The following is a 15,555-nucleotide window of genomic DNA, read 5'->3' as shown; positions in this document are numbered from 1 at the left end:
CCAGTTAATTTTTTTTTAACATTATTTTAATTATTTTTTCCCTGATTTCATCAATTTTAGCATATGCATCAACATTATTAAGTCTAGAGCATTTTGAGTAAAATTCTATTAATGGTTTTGTTTGTAATTCATATTCTTTAAGTCTTGTTTTTAGGCATTCTTCTTTATCATCTTCTCGTTGGTAAAGATCTCCTCCGCAAACATCGCAAATTCCATTGGTTTTTGTGGCTAGGGTATATATATTGAAAATATTATTACAAGATTTGCAAATTCTTCTTCCTGAGAGTCTTTTTATTACCAATTCTTCATTAATTAAAAAGTTTATTATTTTTGCATTTGGCAAAAATTTGTCAAGAGCTTTGGCTTGACAAATATTGCGCGGAAATCCATCTAAAATAAAATTTTTGTTCTTTTCCATAGCTTTAATTTTCTCTTCTACAATTTTGATTGTAATTAAGTCCGGGACCAGTTCTCCCTTTTCAACAATTTTTTTTATTTCTTTTCCAAGAGTTGTAGAATTTAGAATATTTTCTCTAAATAAATCTCCTGTTGAAATGTGATGATATTTAAATTCGTTAGAAATAATTTTTGAAATAGTCCCCTTTCCAGAACCTGGAGGACCTAAAAATACAAGTCCCATATATGTAACTCCTGTGTAGATATTTATTATTTTAAGGGTTTATTTGAAAACATTTAATAAAAATTTAAGTCCTACAATTGTTCCAATTGTAGATCCAAGGTTTACAAAAAGTGCTATTAATAAAATTCTTGTAACTTTGTTTTTGAAATATCCTTTTGTTGTTGATAATTCTTCTTGTAGATTTTCAAAATCCTTGACCTTTGGTTTGTTTATGTAAGCTTCAACAAGTCCTGCTACCATGCCTGTTCCTATGAATGGTATTAAGGAGAATATTGGAGAACCCATAATAGCTGTTAAAATTGTTAAGGGATGGGATTTTAATAAAACGGATGCAATGCCTGAAAAGAGAGAGTTAGATATTACCCAAAGTTTTAAATTTTTGTAAGCAAAATCAAATCCTTTAAAGTAAAAAGAGCTTACTATTAGTAAAATGATTGAAATTGCAATTAAGTAAGATATCATTTTACTTAATGAAAAATGTTTTTTGGGTATTCTGTCAAGTTCTTCAACGTTTATTATTTTTTTATTTTGACTTATTTCTTTTAAGGTTTTCATTATTCCGTTTACATGCCCTGCGCCTACAATGGCAAGAATAGTGCCTTTTCCTTCAAGTATTTTGTTTGTAATAAATTCGTCTCTTTCGTCAATTAAAGCTTTTTTTACTTTAGGTATTTCTTTTGAAAGTTCTTCCATTATTTTTGAAAGAGCATCCTGTTCTTTGAGTTTTTCAATTTCATCTTTTGTAATTTTTGTATCTGTTAGGGAAAAAAGGCTTGAGATTATTTTTGCTTTTTCGAATATTGGAATAGATATCCAGGCTCTTTTTAGAGTTGTTTCAATTTTTCTATCAGCAAGAATTAGTGGAATATTGTGTGTTTTAGCTTTTAAAATAGCTGTTTTCATTTCTTCACCAGGATTTATTCCCTGTTCTTTTGCTAATTTTTTTTGAAAATTGCTAAGAATTATGTTTATTATTAGAAAGAAGGCTTTGCCTTGTTTTAAAGCTTTATCTATATCTAAGTTTCTCCATTTTTCATTTTCATCAGTGTTTAAGATCGAATGGTAGCGAGCTTCATCGAGTTCAACGGCAATATAGTCTGGCTTTAAGATTTCTATTAAATTTGCAGTATCTTCTGAGCTTTTTTTTGACACGTGTGCAGTTCCAAGTATGTATATTGTTTTATTGTGTATATTAAATTTACTTACATGAGAAAAACAGTCTTCTGTTTTGGTGTTTTCTTTTATGTGGTCCAAAAAATATTCCTTATTAAAAAAATTAGCTATCAATTAGTATAGCTTTTAATAATTTTACCATATGGTTTAGTGGAACTATATAGTCTATATTGTTTTCTTTTATTGCTATTTTTGGCATTCCAAAAACCATGGAACTTTCTTTATCTTGTGCAATAGTTAGTCCCCCAGCTTTTTTTATATCGCCAATTTCTCTTGATCCGTCATTTCCCATTCCAGTCATTATTATGGCAATTGCTTTATCTTTTGCAATCTCTGCAATAGATTGAAATAATACTCCAATAGATGGTTTGTGACCATTGATATGCTTGTCATCAAATGTTTGTATTTGGTAGTTACCATCAATTTTTTTAATTCTTGTATGAAATCCTCCTGAGCTTATGTATGCATGTCCTTGCTTTAATATTTCTTTATTGGTAGCTTCTTTTACGTTTATTTTGCAAAGATTATTAAGATTTTTTGCAAATTCTTCTGTAAATCCTTTAGGCATATGTTGAACAATTATTATTGGTGGAAAGCTTTCAGGTATTTCTGGTAATATTGATTTCAAGGCCACGGGTCCTCCTGCGGATACTCCAATAGCTATTATGTCAAATTTTCTCAGTTTAAGTTTTTTTATTTCTTTTTCATTTAATATTTTTTCTTCTGTATTTCCTTCAATTTGAGTTAATGAAAAAATGTCATTTTTGTGATTTAAAAAAAAATTAACTCTTTCATAGTTTTTTGTTTCCGTATTCTTATTGCAGATAATTTTGTTTTTTATATATATAGATCCATGGGCCAAAAGAGAATTGATAATTTGTTCTTTTTTGTTTTCATGTGATTTTTTATTTTTAGATACTAATATAAGATCATCAGCACCCTTTAAAGCAGCAATATTTATTAAATTTTGATTTGAAGATGTTACAACAATTGGTATTGTTTTATTTATATGGTTTTTTTCCTCCAAAAATAAAATATCTTTAATGTTGTTTTCTTCTAAATTCATTAATATTACTTCGGGGTTATGTTTTTTTAGTTTATTTGTTGCGAATTTGCCATTGGAAGCAGTTGCAATGACTTGTAGCTTAGGAGATGAATTAATAAGGTCTGATATAAGTTTTCTCTTTACAGCAAAGTATTCTATGATAAGTACAGAAATTTTTGTTCCCACTGTTACTTTTTCCCTATTTAATTCTTGTTAAATTATAACTTATATTTATTTTTTAATTTAAATTTGTCTTTTTGACAGTTAGTATCTTTTTTTTCATATATTATTGCCCAGGGTGTTTTTAAAAATTTAAAAGGAAGGTTGAGTCCAAAAAGTGATTCTGAGTGTCCTATAAATAAATAGCTGTGTTTAGACATGTTATTGTAAAATTTTTTAAGAACTTTAATTTTTGATTTTTCATCAAAGTATATTAATACATTTCTACAAAAAATAACATCAATTTGTGAAAAATTACTTTCAAAGTTTAGATTATGATAATCAAATCTTATATGATTTTTAATTTCATTTTTAATTTTGTATCCGTTTGAATGAGAATATATATAGTGTCGGTATTCTTTAGGAATGTTTTCACATTTATTTGGTGAGTAATATCCTTCTTTTGCTATCATTAAAGATTTTAAACTTAAATCAGAAGCAATAATAACAAAATCTAGTTCTTTTGGAAGCTTTGATTTGAGTACAAATGCTAATGAATAAGGTTCTTCTCCTGTTGAGCATCCTGCAGACCAGATAATAATTCTATTTTTTTTTTCTATGTTTTTAATCTTAATTAAATTAGGAATTACAAATTTTTCAAAAGTTTGGAAGTGTAGTGAATTTCTAAAAAATTTTGTTAAATTAGTTGTGACTAAATCCAAGAAATATTCTTTTTTTAATTTTTCACTAATTATTAAATTATAAAGTTGTGATGAATTTTCAAGATCAAGTTCTCGTATCGCGTCATTAATTCTGCTTTGAAGAATAAATTTATTTTTTTCATCAAAACGCATTCCACTATTGTTGTATATAAAGTCGCAAAATTTTAAAAATAGTTTATCTTCAATTTCTAGCATTTTTGGGAACCCGCTTAATTATTCTCTTTATAAATAAGTATTGCCTATTTATAATAAATCTCCAGATTAGAATATTTTTTTTGAAAAAAATTGTAAAATTAATATAAATAATTTTATTATAAGATATGGGTTTATAAAAAGGTTTTTGTTTATTTTAATTTGTTTGCAGTAGTAAATGAGGAATTTAATTAGTGTTGGAAAAAATATTTGCAAGTAATGATTTAATATCTACTTAAAAAGATTGAATAATGTTTAATGTATTTAAAAGAACAATTTTTAGAGAAGATATTAAGTATGAAATTTTTAGAAAATTTTTTCATATTTTTAGCTTAATAATTTTGGTTTTTTATGTAATAAATTTTTGGATAGGACTTGTTTCTAATATACTTTTTATGATTTTATACTTAAGCTCTGAAGTTTTTAGAATTACTAAAAAAAAACTAGTTTTCTTTAAAAATATTTCAAACATAATATTAAAATCAAGAAAAATATTGCCCAATAGAGTATCTTTTCCGCCTGTTTTTTTGTTTTTAGGTATATTGATATCATATTGTTTGGTTATGGAGCCTTTTAATTATATTGGAATATTTTCAGTATGTTTTGGCGATGGATTTGCAAGTCTTGCTGGAAAGTTAATCCCTTCTTTTAAGCTTGTAAATGATAAAACGGTTTCTGGTAGCTTTGTTGTATTTTGTACTACTTTTTTTTCATATTATTATTTTTTCCCTTATTTAACAGCAGCTTTAATTCTTGGGATTTTAGCAATGTTGGTAGAGCTTTTTGATGCTGAAAATTATGATAATTTGTTTTTACCACTTATTGTTTCAACTTCGTCCTATTTTTTGACTTTCTTTTTTTTATAGCCAGTAAAAGAAGATTTTTCCCGATTTTTTTAAGTAAATTGGTATACCAATTAAGATTGGAATAAAAGCATAAGGTATTTTTAGTAAATTCAAGTAAATTCCACTTAATATTAAAAGCATTGAAACACAAAGGGAAAAATAGTCAAAGTTTTTTTTTCTTAAAAATGCTACTATAAAGTTTATTAAAATAAGCAACAAAAATGCGTCTATGTAAAATTTTGTACTTTCAATTTTAAGAATGCCATAGTCTTGGCTATTTTCGTACGAATTAATAGGGATTGAATAACTATATATGCAGGCAAATGTCAAAATAATGTAAATTGTGTAATGTATTGATTTTATTTTGAAATCGCATATATATAAACTTAAAAAAAATAAATTTAATAATGAAAAAGTATTTACAAAAAGGATAAATTTTGTAAATAAGTAATAACTTGAATTTAGGTTATTTTTTAAAAAAAAGTCTTCAGAAATCAAAATAGGTTCTAATGTATATGAACTAATAAAGCAATAAAAAAATATAAATTGTATATTATTAGTTCTTTTATAATTAATATATGACCAGAGTGAGCCTATGATTCCAGCAATAAAGATGGCGAATTTATTAACCAGTATTATAAAATTATTATTGTAAATTTCTAAAACATAATTTTGATAATTTTCATTATATTTTATTTTATAAGAGAAAATCAGTATAACTAGTGTTGCTAAAATAAAAATTATAAAGAGAAAGAGATTAATGGAGGCGTTTAACTTTGTAAATATTGATTTCATTAAAACTTCCAAGAGTGGGTGTTTTGTATTTTTTTGATCCTTTTTTTAATTTTTGAATCAAGTTTTTCAAAAAAATCTATCTTTGTTTTTTTTTCAATTGAATCGACGTTAACAACGTAATTTTTCAAATCTGAGTCTTTTGCTTTTTCATTTGGGATAATAAAAGAGATTATGTCATAAAAATTGTTATTATTAATTGCTAGTATTATTTTATAAAAATTTTTAGGTATCAAAATTTTTCTTTTACCAATAAATCCTTTATTTTCTGTTAAAATTCCAGCACTAATGATATATATATATCCTTTTGAGATTGCCCATTCTCTTACTAATTTTTCAAGTTTTAACCAAATTCCAGAATTAAATTCGCTTTTTTGAGGTGACATATTTGATAAAAAATATGTATCTTTCATGGCATTTTCAGAAAAAGACATGTCTGCAGAACTCACTATGTGGCCTCTGTCATAACCGCTTTTAAAGTAATCTTCAAGTTTTGGAAAAATGCCTTTGATGTTAGTGTCTTCAAAGAATTTGGGACTCCTTTTAATTTTTTTTGATTTTAACAAAGTTAATGCTAGTTCTACCATTTCTCTTTTAAGAGGATAAGCAGCCCATTCGGATTGTCTTGCGCTTTCGGCATATCCCAAGGTATAGTGTTTTTTGCTTATTATTTGGGTAGTAAGGTATCCTTTTGGTATTAATTGAGATTCTTTTATTGGAATGGATTTTGTAATGTTAATGTATTTATTTTCTATTATCTCTAAATAGTCATAAATTTTGTGTTTTATTTGCTTTAGGACTTTTGGATTTAAGGAAAAAAATAAAAATCCTGTTAAACATAAAATATAGCAGTAAAGAAAAAATTTTGACCTTTTTTTCATGTTTCTATCCTATTTTCTTCCTTAAAATTATATCTAATAGTGAAATTAAAAGAAATGTTAAATGTATCTAAAAATAAAAAATCAATTTTAAAATCTAATCCCATTAAAGGTATTGCCTTTTTTGTAGAAATTTCAATAAACATATAAGGTTCTAGCACATAAGGCAATTTTTCGTAAAATTGAATGTCTCCTATAAAGTTTGTAGATAGATAAAAACGACCACCTATGCCAATAGTAGAGGAAAAATATTTTGTTTTTTTAATTAAGTTTGCAATGTGCCAGTTTATTCCCCCCCCAATATAAGATTTAAAGTATTGCATGTTTTTGGGGATACTAAGGCTTTCCTTTGTTAATATCATAGCAACGATTAAAAAATCAAAAGTATTATTAGAGAATGTGTAATAAGGTCTAAAAATAATATGTTTTATATTTGAATTTAGGAAAAATCCAAATCCAATTCCAATTCCTGTTGAATATGTGAATCCCCTTTCCGGGCTAAAAAAATTGGAGTTTTGTTTGGATTGATTATTTTTTTCATTAGTACTGTCTTCTTCATTTGCAAGTGCATTTAAATTGGAAATGAAGAGTAATATTAAGAAAATACAAATGTTTGGAGTTTTTTTCATAAACAGATTATTTTAAATAATATAAAAATTGATTTGTCTTTTCAATATTACAGTATGCATTCAAAGGCAATTCTCCTGTTTAGTGTGAAAAATATTTTTTATATTAGGTGTCTGTAGTATGCTGTTTTATTGTATATTATACAATATGTTTAATTGCTAGGAGACTACATTTATGTTTTTTAATTTTTTGAAAAAAGATCTTGTATTTATTTTGCCAGAAGTAAATTCAAAAGAAGATGTAATTGATTTTTTAGTTGAAAAGGTCAATGATAAGGGATATATAGATAGTAAAAGTGAGTTCCTTAAAGGAATTCTTGATAGAGAGAAAATAGGCGATACTTCTTGGGAAAATGGGGTTGCAATTCCTCATTTTATAGGAGATGTTGTTAAAACCAGTTTTATTTCATTACTTTACATTAAAGGTGATGGGGTTAAGTGGTCTGAAGAAAATCCTCCTGTTAATTTAATATTTTTGATTTGCATGTCTAAAAAGCAGCAAGGCAATGAGCATCTTAAGGCGATTGCTTTTATAGCTAAACTTTTTGAAGATGATGCTTTTCAAAACGCTTTAAGCGGAATTGTTACTCCCGATGACATTTATTATTATATGGAGAATGTTCAAAGAAAAGCTAAAGATGAGGTTTTTGGAACTACAAAAGCAGAGAAAATAGTGGCTGTGACTGCTTGTCCTGTTGGAGTTGCTCATACATACATTGCAGCAAAGAAAATTGAAAATGAAGCTAAAAAGCAGGGTTACGATATTAGAGTTGAAACCCAAGGATCTATTGGTATTGAAAATGCCTTAACAGAAGAAGAAATTAGAGATGCAGCTATTGTAATACTTGCTGTTGATAAGGATATTAATGAAAAGAGATTCGAAGGTAAGAGAGTTTATAAAGTTTCAACTGTAAAAGCGATAAACAATACGGAAAATATTATTAAGGAAGCTTTTAATGCCCCAGTATTTTTTTGTAAAAATTCTGGTGAGAGTAGCAGTTCTAAAGGATCAATTGCAACAGGCAAGGGTAGTTTTTATAAATATTTAATGAGTGGGGTATCTCCAATGATTCCTGTTGTTGCAAGTGGGGGAATTTTAATTGCTCTTAGCATTGCTTTTGTTGGGATTGGACCTGATGGTCCTAATTTTTCTGAGCATCCATTTTATAAGCAGATTGCAGATATCGGTTCTGTGGCTTTTGGAATGATGTTGCCCGTGCTTGCTGGTTTTATTTCAATGGCAATTGCTGATAAGCCTGGTCTTGCGCCCGGTCTTGTTGGTGGAGTAATATCTGGAAATGTGAAAGCGGGTTTCTTGGGCGCAATATTTGCAGGATTTCTTGCAGGCTATGTTGCAAGATTTTTGGCAAAAAGATCTGTTCCTGAGTGGTTAAGGCCCGTGATGCCTATATTTGTGATTCCACTAATAAGCACTATTATTGTTGGTTTTTTCATGTTGTATGTTGGTGTTTATGTTGGAGAATTTATGGGTCTGCTTGAGAGTGGACTTAAATCTTTACAGAGCAATTCAGAAACTTTTGGTGTGTTGGGTAAAATTTTCTTAGGTTTAATATTAGGTTCAATGATTACTATTGATATGGGCGGGCCTTTTAATAAGGTAGCATTTCTTTTTGGTGTGGGGTTAATTCCTCAAGTACCAGAAATAATGGGAATGGTGGCAGCAGCAATTCCTGTTCCTCCTATGGCTATGGGGCTTGCAACTTTTTTAGCGCCCAAATTATTTGAAAATGAAGAAAAAGAATCTGGCAAAATAGCCTTTTTAATTTCATTTATTGGTATTAGTGAGGGAGCTATTCCGTTTGCTGCTAGTGATCCTGGAAGGGTAATTCCTTCAATAGTGGTAGGTGGGGCTGTGTCAAGTATTATTGCTGCTTTTTTAGGGGTTGCTAATCATGCTCCACACGGAGGGCCAATAGTGCTTCCCGTTGTTGATAATAAATTTGAGTTTATTATTGCAATTGCTGTTGGAGTTGCAGTTGCAACAGCTTTAGTAATTTTTTTGAAATCTTTAAGATTAAAGGAATCTGAATGAATGAAGATAATATTTTTTTAATGAAAAATAATATTAAAGAATATGATTGGGGAGGGATTAGTTTTATTCCCAATCTTTTGGGCAATGAAATTGATGGAAGGCCTAAGGCTGAGATGTGGCTTGGAGCACACAAGACATTTTCTAGTAAGATTTTATATAGAAATGAATATGTGCTTTTAAGCGATTTTTTAGAAGACCGTAAAGAACTTTTGGGTTATAATGACGAATTTCCTTTTTTATTTAAGGTATTGTCTGCAAATAAACCTTTGTCTATTCAAATTCATCCTTCTAAAGATATTGCCTTAAAAGGGTATGAATTAGAGAACAATAAAGGGATAGCTATTGATGATCCCAAAAGGACATATAAAGACAAAAACCCCAAAATAGAACTTATTTATGCCTTGAGTGATTTTTATGCTCTTAAAGGCTTTTTGCCTTTAGATGAGATTAAAAAAATTTGTGAAATTTTGAAATTAAATTTTGACTTTCAATCACATAAAGACTTTGTAAAGACTATTTTTGACTTACAAACTTATGAACTTGAAAATATTATTGAAAAAATTTTAAAAAATTTAAATCTTATTGATAGTTTTAGGGGTTATTGGTTTAATGAAATTTACAATATTTATGGTGTAGATGTGGGCCTTTTAGTGTTTTTGGGCATGAATATTTTAAAATTAAAACCAGGAGAAGTTGTTTATACAAATAGTCAGGAGGTGCATGCATATCTTAAGGGAGATTGTATTGAACTTATGACCAATTCTGACAATGTTATTAGGGCTGGACTTACTACTAAGTATATTGATAAGGAAGAAATGTTAAGAGTTGGTCAATTTGAGGAAGGAAAGTTATCATTTTTAAATCCCGATTTTCAAAATAGTTTTAATGTATTTAAACTTCCAAATACTAATTTGAAACTAATTCAAAAAAAAATAAATGAAAATATATGTATCAATAGAAATAGTGCAATGATCTTGTTGGTTTTGGATGGATCTGTGAGTATAAATAAGTCCTTAAATCTTAACAAAGGTGAGAGTATTTTTATAGGCAAAAAAGCTGAAAACTTGTTTATTAATGGGGATGGTCAAGCTTTTATTGCTGGTTTTGATTAAAATTAAGCTTGCTTATGTGAGCTTAATTTTGAATTGTTAATTTAATTCTAATTAAATGCAAATTTTATGAATCCAAATCCAAAAAAATTGAATTTAATTCCTTCAAATAAAATGTTTGGTTTTGTTAACAATATTGTTGGTCCTAGTGCAGGGTAAATTTTTAATCCTATGGATAAATTTTTTGCAAAGTTATATTCCATTACAAAGGGAATTCTTACAACAGCACCTATTCTCTCGTAATCAGTTTCTTCTTCTTCATCGGGAGGTATGAGGGGTGCTTTTGACCAGTCTGCGCCTATTCCAATGCCGCCTCCGATTCTCATGTATTGCCCAATTTGCTTTTTAAAGATAATATCTATTCCACCGTTTAGATAATTTTCAAAATTGTTTGATTTAAGGCCAATAAAACCCCCATATCCAAAATCAATATTTACGTAAGGAATTGTAATTATAATGTTTGCAATAGGATTGCCTATTCCAATACCCATTGAAAATAAGTCATAATTTTTTTTTTCTTTTATGCTTTTAAGCTTTGCGATGCAGGTGGTTGAATCTTCTTCCTTGCTGCATCTGACCATATAATTGTCAGATGCAAAAGAAAGGTGTGTTACACCTAATACTAATGTTAAAATATGAATTTTTTTAAAATTTTTTATCATTTACTCTCCACTATATATATATTTTTATAAAGCCCGTGCCTAAGAAATTAAATCTAGCTCCTTCAAATGACATTGGGCTGCCAAATAGTATAGTTGTTCCAATAGTAGCAACAGCTTTAAACCCAATTACAATATTTTTAAGAAAGCTGTATTCTATTACCAAAGGTAGCCTTACTACAATTCCTACTCTATTTTGAAGAGAAGTAGCTTGTTGAATTCCATTTTCTTCTTCTTCTTCTTCTTCAGGTTTTTCATTCGATTTCTCAGGACTTCCTTTTGACCAATCTGCACCTATTCCAATGCCGCCTGAAATCATGGTGTTTTTATGTATTTCATCTTTAAATAAAAGATCTATTCCTCCAACAACATACGGCATGAAATTATTGGGTTTAAGCCCCACAAATCCTCCGTAGCCAAGGTCTATGTCTACATATGGAATAGATATTGTAATATTTGTAAGTGGATATCCAACTCCAAAACCTATGCCAAATAAACTACGTACAGATTCTTCTTTTGTAAGAAGTTTCTCAAAATCAAAGTCATCTTCAGTCATAGCTTTGCTTTTTGATTGGGCAGTTAATAAACCTGTTGTCAATATAAGTATTATTGTTGCTAATAGCATTCTCATTGAAATTCTCCTTTTTTATATCCAATTTTAGATATTGTCTTTACAATATTTTTAATAAAGCATAAAAAATTAAAAATATTGATATTTATTTGCTTATTTTGATAAAAAAACTTTATTATTAAATAAATTTTTATCGTGTTGTTTATCAAAGTTTTGTTTATCAAAAAATTTTTAATCACAAATACAGGTATTATTATACTACTTGACTGTATATTGATGTTAATCTTGTTTATTTGTATAAGATTTTTGAAAATAAATTTTTGCTTTGATTTTTTGGTCTTTAAAAAAAATATAAATTGATGAATTTGCAATAAATAAGCTTTATTGTAATGTTGTGTTTTAAAACGCTTGCAAAAAAATATTATTTGCCGTAAGGCTTTTAAAGCTAATTTTAGGCTATTGATCCTTTTGCTCAAAAATTTATCCCAAAAATTTGAATATTAAGTTTTTAATCTATAAACAAATAATATATCAAAGTTTTGAATTTAAAATGCTGTTTGATATTATTTTAAGTAAGATTAAATTAATTATAAATAAGTTTAGTATATAATTAATTTTTATTAGACTTACACAAAGCTTATGATTAAACTATATATCGTTTTTTTTTATTTTTTTTCTTTTTTATTGGGGTTTTCGGAAAATATTTTTTTTAAAAATTTAGGATTCTCTAATAATGATCAGTATTTTATGTTTGGCGAATATGGATTTGAAAATGGATATTATTATTCTGCTGCATACTTTGTTGATGTTATTAAAAATAATTTTGCAAAATCTGGAGTGCATTCTAAGATTTTTAAAGAGCACATTGAGTATTCAGACAGTTATGATAAAAGTCTTTATGAGCTTTTAAAGATAATTAATTTTAAAGTTAAAGAATTTAAAATTAATCATTTAAGAAGAGGACGAGAAATTTATTTTTATGTTAAGAGTGAAATTCCAGAAACGGATTTTTTAAATTTTATTGATTTTAAAACCGGAAACGAATATCAAGTTTTTGTAAATAAGGATATTAATTCTCAAGAACTTTCTTCTTCTTTTAATATTTTTTTATCTGTTAGATATTGTAATTCAACTCTAGAAAAGCATCTAACTGTTGGAAGAAGGAATTACTATAGAAAGAATGTTATTGATTACAAAATAAGGGAGATTGTTTTGTTCCCAAATGAAGATGGAATTGTTTTTATTTTAGAAAAAATTATGTTAAATTCTTATGGGAATAAGTATAAGCGGTTTATGGTTGAAATTAAAAAATATTGAATATAATTATTTAGTGTTTTAAAGAAATGTAATGCTTTATTAAGGATAATGTATGAGTGATTTTATAGCGTCAAAAGAAGGTGATTATTCTAAGTGGTATCTAGATATAGTTCAGAAAGCAAAACTTGCTGATTACAGTCCTGTAAAAGGGTGCATGGTGATTATGCCTTATGGGTATTCTATTTGGAGTAAAATTCAAAGTATACTTGATAAAAAATTTAAAGAAACGGGACATGAGAATGCATATTTCCCCATGCTTATTCCTTATGGTTTTTTAGAAAAAGAAAAGGATCATATTGATGGATTTTCACCTGAATTTGCTATTATTAAGAATGCTGGCGGAGAGAGCTTGATGGAGCCTTTGGTTTTAAGGCCTACTTCTGAGACAATTATTTGGAATATGTATAGCAAGTGGATTAAGTCTTACAGGGATCTTCCTCTTAAAATTAATCAATGGGCAAATGTTATTCGCTGGGAAAAAAGAACAAGACCTTTTTTACGCACTACCGAATTTTTGTGGCAAGAAGGGCATACTGCACACGCTACTGAAGAGGAGGCGTTAGAAGAAACTTTACTTATTTTAGATGTATATAAAAGATTTATGGAAGACTATTTAGCTATTCCAGTTTTTTGTGGTAAAAAGTCTGAAAAGGAAAAATTTGCGGGGGCTGTTTCTACTTATTCAATTGAGGCGTTAATGCAGGATAAAAAAGCACTTCAAGCTGCTACATCCCACTATTTAGGTTTAAATTTTGCAAAGGCGTTTGATGTAAAATTTCAAGACAAAGATGGCAAAATGAAGCATGTATTTGCTAGTAGTTGGGGGGTTTCTACTAGATTGATTGGTGCTTTGATTATGGTTCATTCTGACGAGAAGGGTTTAATTTTGCCGCCTCGCATTGCCCCAATAGAAATTATTGTTATTCCTATTTTTAAAAAAGAAGATGAGATTAATAAAAAAATTTTGGACTATTCTGATTGTGTTATGCAAATTTTAAAAAAAGCAGAATTTAGGGTTGAAATTGATAAGGACATTAGAAGTTCTCCAGGATTTAGGTTTTCATCTGCTGAGTTTAAAGGAATTCCAATACGTCTTGAAGTAGGAATAAATGATATCCTTTTAAATTCTGTTACTCTTGTAAGAAGAGATAAAGAGAAAAAATTTAAGTATCAAATATCACTTGATTCTCTTGCCAGCAAGGTTAAGGTAGAACTAGATTCTATGCAAAAGGATTTATTTAAAAAGGCATTGAATTTTAGAACCTTAAATACTAAGGAGATTTTTAGAAGCGGAAAGGATAGTTACGAGTTATTCAAAGCCCATGTGAATGATTATTCTGGATTTGTGCTTTCTTGTTGGTGCGGTGGTTTGAATTGCGAAAATATTATTAAAAATGAAACTAAAGCTACAATAAGATGTATTCCTGAGGATTTTAAAGCCAAAGATTTAACAGGCATGACTTGTATTTATTGTGCTTCTAGGGCTAAATATTTTGTTTTATTTGCCAAATCTTATTAATTTGTTTAGTTTTAATTAATTTTTTAGTGATCTTTTAATTCTTTAAGGTTTATTATATGAATTATTGCAATGTTAAAAGCAAAGTCAATTAGTAAGGCTAAAGAGGTTAATATTGGCAGCATTGGTATTATGTTAGAAACATTTAACTCTATTCCTTTTGTATAGGTAGAACAAAGCATTGTAATTATATAAATTAAGCTATTTGGCATATGAGGAAATGCAAGTACAAAAAAAAATGATAAAGCACTCATGTAGCTTATTTCGTATATAGAAATAGGTAAGCTGGAATATGATTTTAAAATTATAAAAAATGATATTACTGAAACGAAAATAGTTCCGAATTTAGAAACAAAATTTATTAGAGGTATGTTTGTAATTATAGATTTTTTTATATTTATTCTTTCATTTTTAATATCTTCTATTAGTATCACGTAAGGGGAATAAGGATCTTTTGTTAGTCCTGAAAATATTATGTTTTGGAATGATACAAATATTCCTTTATATATCATTTTAAAATTTTTTGTTAATTTATAGCTAATTGTTGGCAATATTACTAATAAAATTATAATTGTCCATGCCAGAAAGAATGTTATGCTATTTGCGTAATTTTGATAATTCTTGAAGCTTTTTAAACTTGTAGTGTAGTCTGCTGTTATAAAAATGATTCCTATGTTTAATATATTTGCAATAAATCCATTTGCATGGTAAAAAAGATTGGATGCGCTTAGCATCAATTCTCTAGTTATTCTGCCCTTTTGTTTTGCATAATAAAAACTGGTGCCGATTATTATTGAAATCATATAGATGCTCAGTAGGTTTGGATTATTAGATGTAAATATTTTGAAAATATTTTTTGGAAAAAATGTTTCTAATAAAACTTCTTTTTCAAAAAAATATGTATTTTGTATTGTTTTTTCTAGTATTGGAATTCTTTGTGGAAGATATATTATTGCAGCTGTTATTGCCACAGCAACGCCAGATAAATTAATTAAAAGTCCATAATAAATTGTTTTTCCAAAGAGCTTTTTAAAGTTTTTATTTTCAATAATATTTTCAATTCCTAATGGAATTGAAAATATTAAAAAAGGGATGAGGGACAAATATGATAATCTTATAAAAGCGTGAGATAAAGAGCTGTAAATTTCAAGAGGGAAAAATAAACCCAAAAAGATTCCAATAGGTAGTGTGAAAAAAAAATTAATTTTTACATTCATATGACTTCTCCTTCCAGAGATTTAAGGTGCATTGTGTATAA

The 15,555-nt window shown here is 27.8% G+C and carries 16 protein-coding genes; 5 read left to right on the top strand and 11 right to left on the bottom strand.

The annotated features are described in order from the left end of the window. Positions 1–4: 4 nt before the first annotated feature. From BVAVS116_RS02050 to BVAVS116_RS02035, 4 genes are read right to left on the bottom strand one after another with little or no spacing between them, the layout of a single operon-like run. Positions 5–640, bottom strand: coding sequence for an adenylate kinase (locus BVAVS116_RS02050; RefSeq protein WP_006068657.1), 636 nt, complete (start codon positions 638–640; stop codon positions 5–7). 39 nt (positions 641–679) lie between these two features. Next, a complete protein-coding gene (locus BVAVS116_RS02045; protein WP_006068425.1) occupies positions 680–1,894 on the bottom strand; it encodes a TraB family protein in 1,215 nt (404 codons plus the stop codon). A gap of 22 nt (positions 1,895–1,916) precedes the next feature. Further along, entirely contained in the window at positions 1,917–3,044 is a 1,128-nt protein-coding gene (cheB, locus tag BVAVS116_RS02040; protein WP_006068773.1) for a chemotaxis protein CheB, read from the bottom strand. Positions 3,045–3,076: 32 nt separating this feature from the next. Continuing rightward, entirely contained in the window at positions 3,077–3,934 is an 858-nt protein-coding gene (locus BVAVS116_RS02035) for a protein-glutamate O-methyltransferase (protein ID WP_006068654.1), read from the bottom strand. Between the two features lie 248 nt (positions 3,935–4,182). Here BVAVS116_RS02035 and BVAVS116_RS02030 point away from each other — a divergent pair, with 248 nt between their 5' ends. Then, on the top strand, positions 4,183–4,797 hold the full coding sequence (locus BVAVS116_RS02030) for a diacylglycerol/polyprenol kinase family protein (protein ID WP_006068458.1): 615 nt from the start codon (positions 4,183–4,185) through the stop codon (positions 4,795–4,797). Here BVAVS116_RS02030 and BVAVS116_RS02025 read toward each other — a convergent pair. From BVAVS116_RS02025 to BVAVS116_RS02015, 3 genes are read right to left on the bottom strand one after another with little or no spacing between them, the layout of a single operon-like run. After that, the gene (locus BVAVS116_RS02025) at positions 4,792–5,571 is read right to left on the bottom strand and encodes a hypothetical protein (RefSeq protein ID WP_006068338.1); all 780 of its coding nucleotides are present in this window, start codon (positions 5,569–5,571) and stop codon (positions 4,792–4,794) included. The genes BVAVS116_RS02030 and BVAVS116_RS02025 overlap by 6 nt on opposite strands. Then, the gene (locus BVAVS116_RS02020; protein ID WP_006068931.1) at positions 5,571–6,449 is read right to left on the bottom strand and encodes a DNA/RNA non-specific endonuclease; all 879 of its coding nucleotides are present in this window, start codon (positions 6,447–6,449) and stop codon (positions 5,571–5,573) included. The genes BVAVS116_RS02025 and BVAVS116_RS02020 overlap by 1 nt, the downstream gene beginning before the upstream one ends. After that, on the bottom strand, positions 6,446–7,075 hold the full coding sequence (locus BVAVS116_RS02015; RefSeq protein WP_006068979.1) for a hypothetical protein: 630 nt from the start codon (positions 7,073–7,075) through the stop codon (positions 6,446–6,448). The genes BVAVS116_RS02020 and BVAVS116_RS02015 overlap by 4 nt, the downstream gene beginning before the upstream one ends. A gap of 172 nt (positions 7,076–7,247) precedes the next feature. On the opposite strand from BVAVS116_RS02015, the gene BVAVS116_RS06210 reads away from it, so the two are divergent. Together BVAVS116_RS06210 and manA are read left to right on the top strand one after the other, a co-directional pair. Beyond that, positions 7,248–9,125, top strand: coding sequence for a fructose-specific PTS transporter subunit EIIC (locus BVAVS116_RS06210; protein WP_006068970.1), 1,878 nt, complete (start codon positions 7,248–7,250; stop codon positions 9,123–9,125). Beyond that, positions 9,122–10,237, top strand: a complete 1,116-nt coding sequence (manA, locus tag BVAVS116_RS02005) for a mannose-6-phosphate isomerase, class I (protein ID WP_006068660.1) — start codon at positions 9,122–9,124, stop codon at positions 10,235–10,237. Before BVAVS116_RS06210 ends, manA begins: the two co-directional genes overlap by 4 nt. Positions 10,238–10,284: 47 nt before the next feature. Here the strand turns inward: manA and BVAVS116_RS02000 are convergent, their stop codons facing one another. Genes BVAVS116_RS02000 through BVAVS116_RS06855 form a run of 3 tightly spaced genes read right to left on the bottom strand, consistent with a single transcriptional unit; the run spans position 10,285 to position 11,940 of the window. Further along, positions 10,285–10,896 (bottom strand): DUF3996 domain-containing protein, encoded by a 612-nt coding sequence (locus BVAVS116_RS02000; RefSeq protein ID WP_006068777.1) that lies wholly within the window; start codon positions 10,894–10,896, stop codon positions 10,285–10,287. A 10-nt stretch (positions 10,897–10,906) separates the two neighbouring features. Next, positions 10,907–11,524: a DUF3996 domain-containing protein gene (locus tag BVAVS116_RS01995; RefSeq protein ID WP_006068472.1), complete on the bottom strand. Its 618-nt coding sequence runs from the start codon at positions 11,522–11,524 to the stop codon at positions 10,907–10,909. Then, entirely contained in the window at positions 11,521–11,940 is a 420-nt protein-coding gene (locus BVAVS116_RS06855; protein WP_006068403.1) for a hypothetical protein, read from the bottom strand. The genes BVAVS116_RS01995 and BVAVS116_RS06855 overlap by 4 nt, the downstream gene beginning before the upstream one ends. 163 nt (positions 11,941–12,103) lie before the next feature. Here BVAVS116_RS06855 and BVAVS116_RS01985 point away from each other — a divergent pair, with 163 nt between their 5' ends. Both BVAVS116_RS01985 and proS read left to right on the top strand, forming a co-directional pair. Then, a complete protein-coding gene (locus tag BVAVS116_RS01985) occupies positions 12,104–12,781 on the top strand; it encodes a DUF2259 domain-containing protein (RefSeq protein ID WP_006068734.1) in 678 nt (225 codons plus the stop codon). 52 nt (positions 12,782–12,833) lie between these two features. Then, positions 12,834–14,300, top strand: a complete 1,467-nt coding sequence (gene proS / locus BVAVS116_RS01980; protein ID WP_006068642.1) for a proline--tRNA ligase — start codon at positions 12,834–12,836, stop codon at positions 14,298–14,300. 23 nt (positions 14,301–14,323) lie between these two features. On the opposite strand, the gene BVAVS116_RS01975 is transcribed toward proS, so the two are convergent. Further along, complete coding sequence (locus tag BVAVS116_RS01975) at positions 14,324–15,514, bottom strand: dicarboxylate/amino acid:cation symporter (RefSeq protein WP_006068876.1); 1,191 nt, start codon at positions 15,512–15,514, stop codon at positions 14,324–14,326. Positions 15,515–15,555 lie beyond the last annotated feature (41 nt).

It is taken from the genome of Borreliella valaisiana VS116, from assembly GCF_000170955.2.
GTDB lineage: Bacteria > Spirochaetota > Spirochaetia > Borreliales > Borreliaceae > Borreliella > Borreliella valaisiana.
Note: the sequence above shows the minus strand (reverse complement) of the source record. Positions and strands in the feature narration are given on the sequence as shown.

Excerpts from the sequence above, each read along its gene's own strand:
- BVAVS116_RS01985 (WP_006068734.1), top strand. The coding sequence starts at position 12,104 with ATGATTAAACTATATATCGTTTTTTTTTATTTTTTTTCTTTTTTATTG.
- BVAVS116_RS06210 (WP_006068970.1), top strand. The coding sequence starts at position 7,248 with ATGTTTTTTAATTTTTTGAAAAAAGATCTTGTATTTATTTTGCCAGAA.
- BVAVS116_RS02050 (WP_006068657.1), bottom strand. The coding sequence starts at position 640 with ATGGGACTTGTATTTTTAGGTCCTCCAGGTTCTGGAAAGGGGACTATT.
- manA (WP_006068660.1), top strand. The coding sequence starts at position 9,122 with ATGAATGAAGATAATATTTTTTTAATGAAAAATAATATTAAAGAATAT.
- BVAVS116_RS02020 (WP_006068931.1), bottom strand. The coding sequence starts at position 6,449 with ATGAAAAAAAGGTCAAAATTTTTTCTTTACTGCTATATTTTATGTTTA.
- proS (WP_006068642.1), top strand. The coding sequence starts at position 12,834 with ATGAGTGATTTTATAGCGTCAAAAGAAGGTGATTATTCTAAGTGGTAT.
- BVAVS116_RS01995 (WP_006068472.1), bottom strand. The coding sequence starts at position 11,524 with ATGAGAATGCTATTAGCAACAATAATACTTATATTGACAACAGGTTTA.
- BVAVS116_RS02035 (WP_006068654.1), bottom strand. The coding sequence starts at position 3,934 with ATGCTAGAAATTGAAGATAAACTATTTTTAAAATTTTGCGACTTTATA.
- BVAVS116_RS02030 (WP_006068458.1), top strand. The coding sequence starts at position 4,183 with ATGTTTAATGTATTTAAAAGAACAATTTTTAGAGAAGATATTAAGTAT.
- BVAVS116_RS02015 (WP_006068979.1), bottom strand. The coding sequence starts at position 7,075 with ATGAAAAAAACTCCAAACATTTGTATTTTCTTAATATTACTCTTCATT.
- BVAVS116_RS02025 (WP_006068338.1), bottom strand. The coding sequence starts at position 5,571 with ATGAAATCAATATTTACAAAGTTAAACGCCTCCATTAATCTCTTTCTC.
- BVAVS116_RS02000 (WP_006068777.1), bottom strand. The coding sequence starts at position 10,896 with ATGATAAAAAATTTTAAAAAAATTCATATTTTAACATTAGTATTAGGT.
- BVAVS116_RS01975 (WP_006068876.1), bottom strand. The coding sequence starts at position 15,514 with ATGAATGTAAAAATTAATTTTTTTTTCACACTACCTATTGGAATCTTT.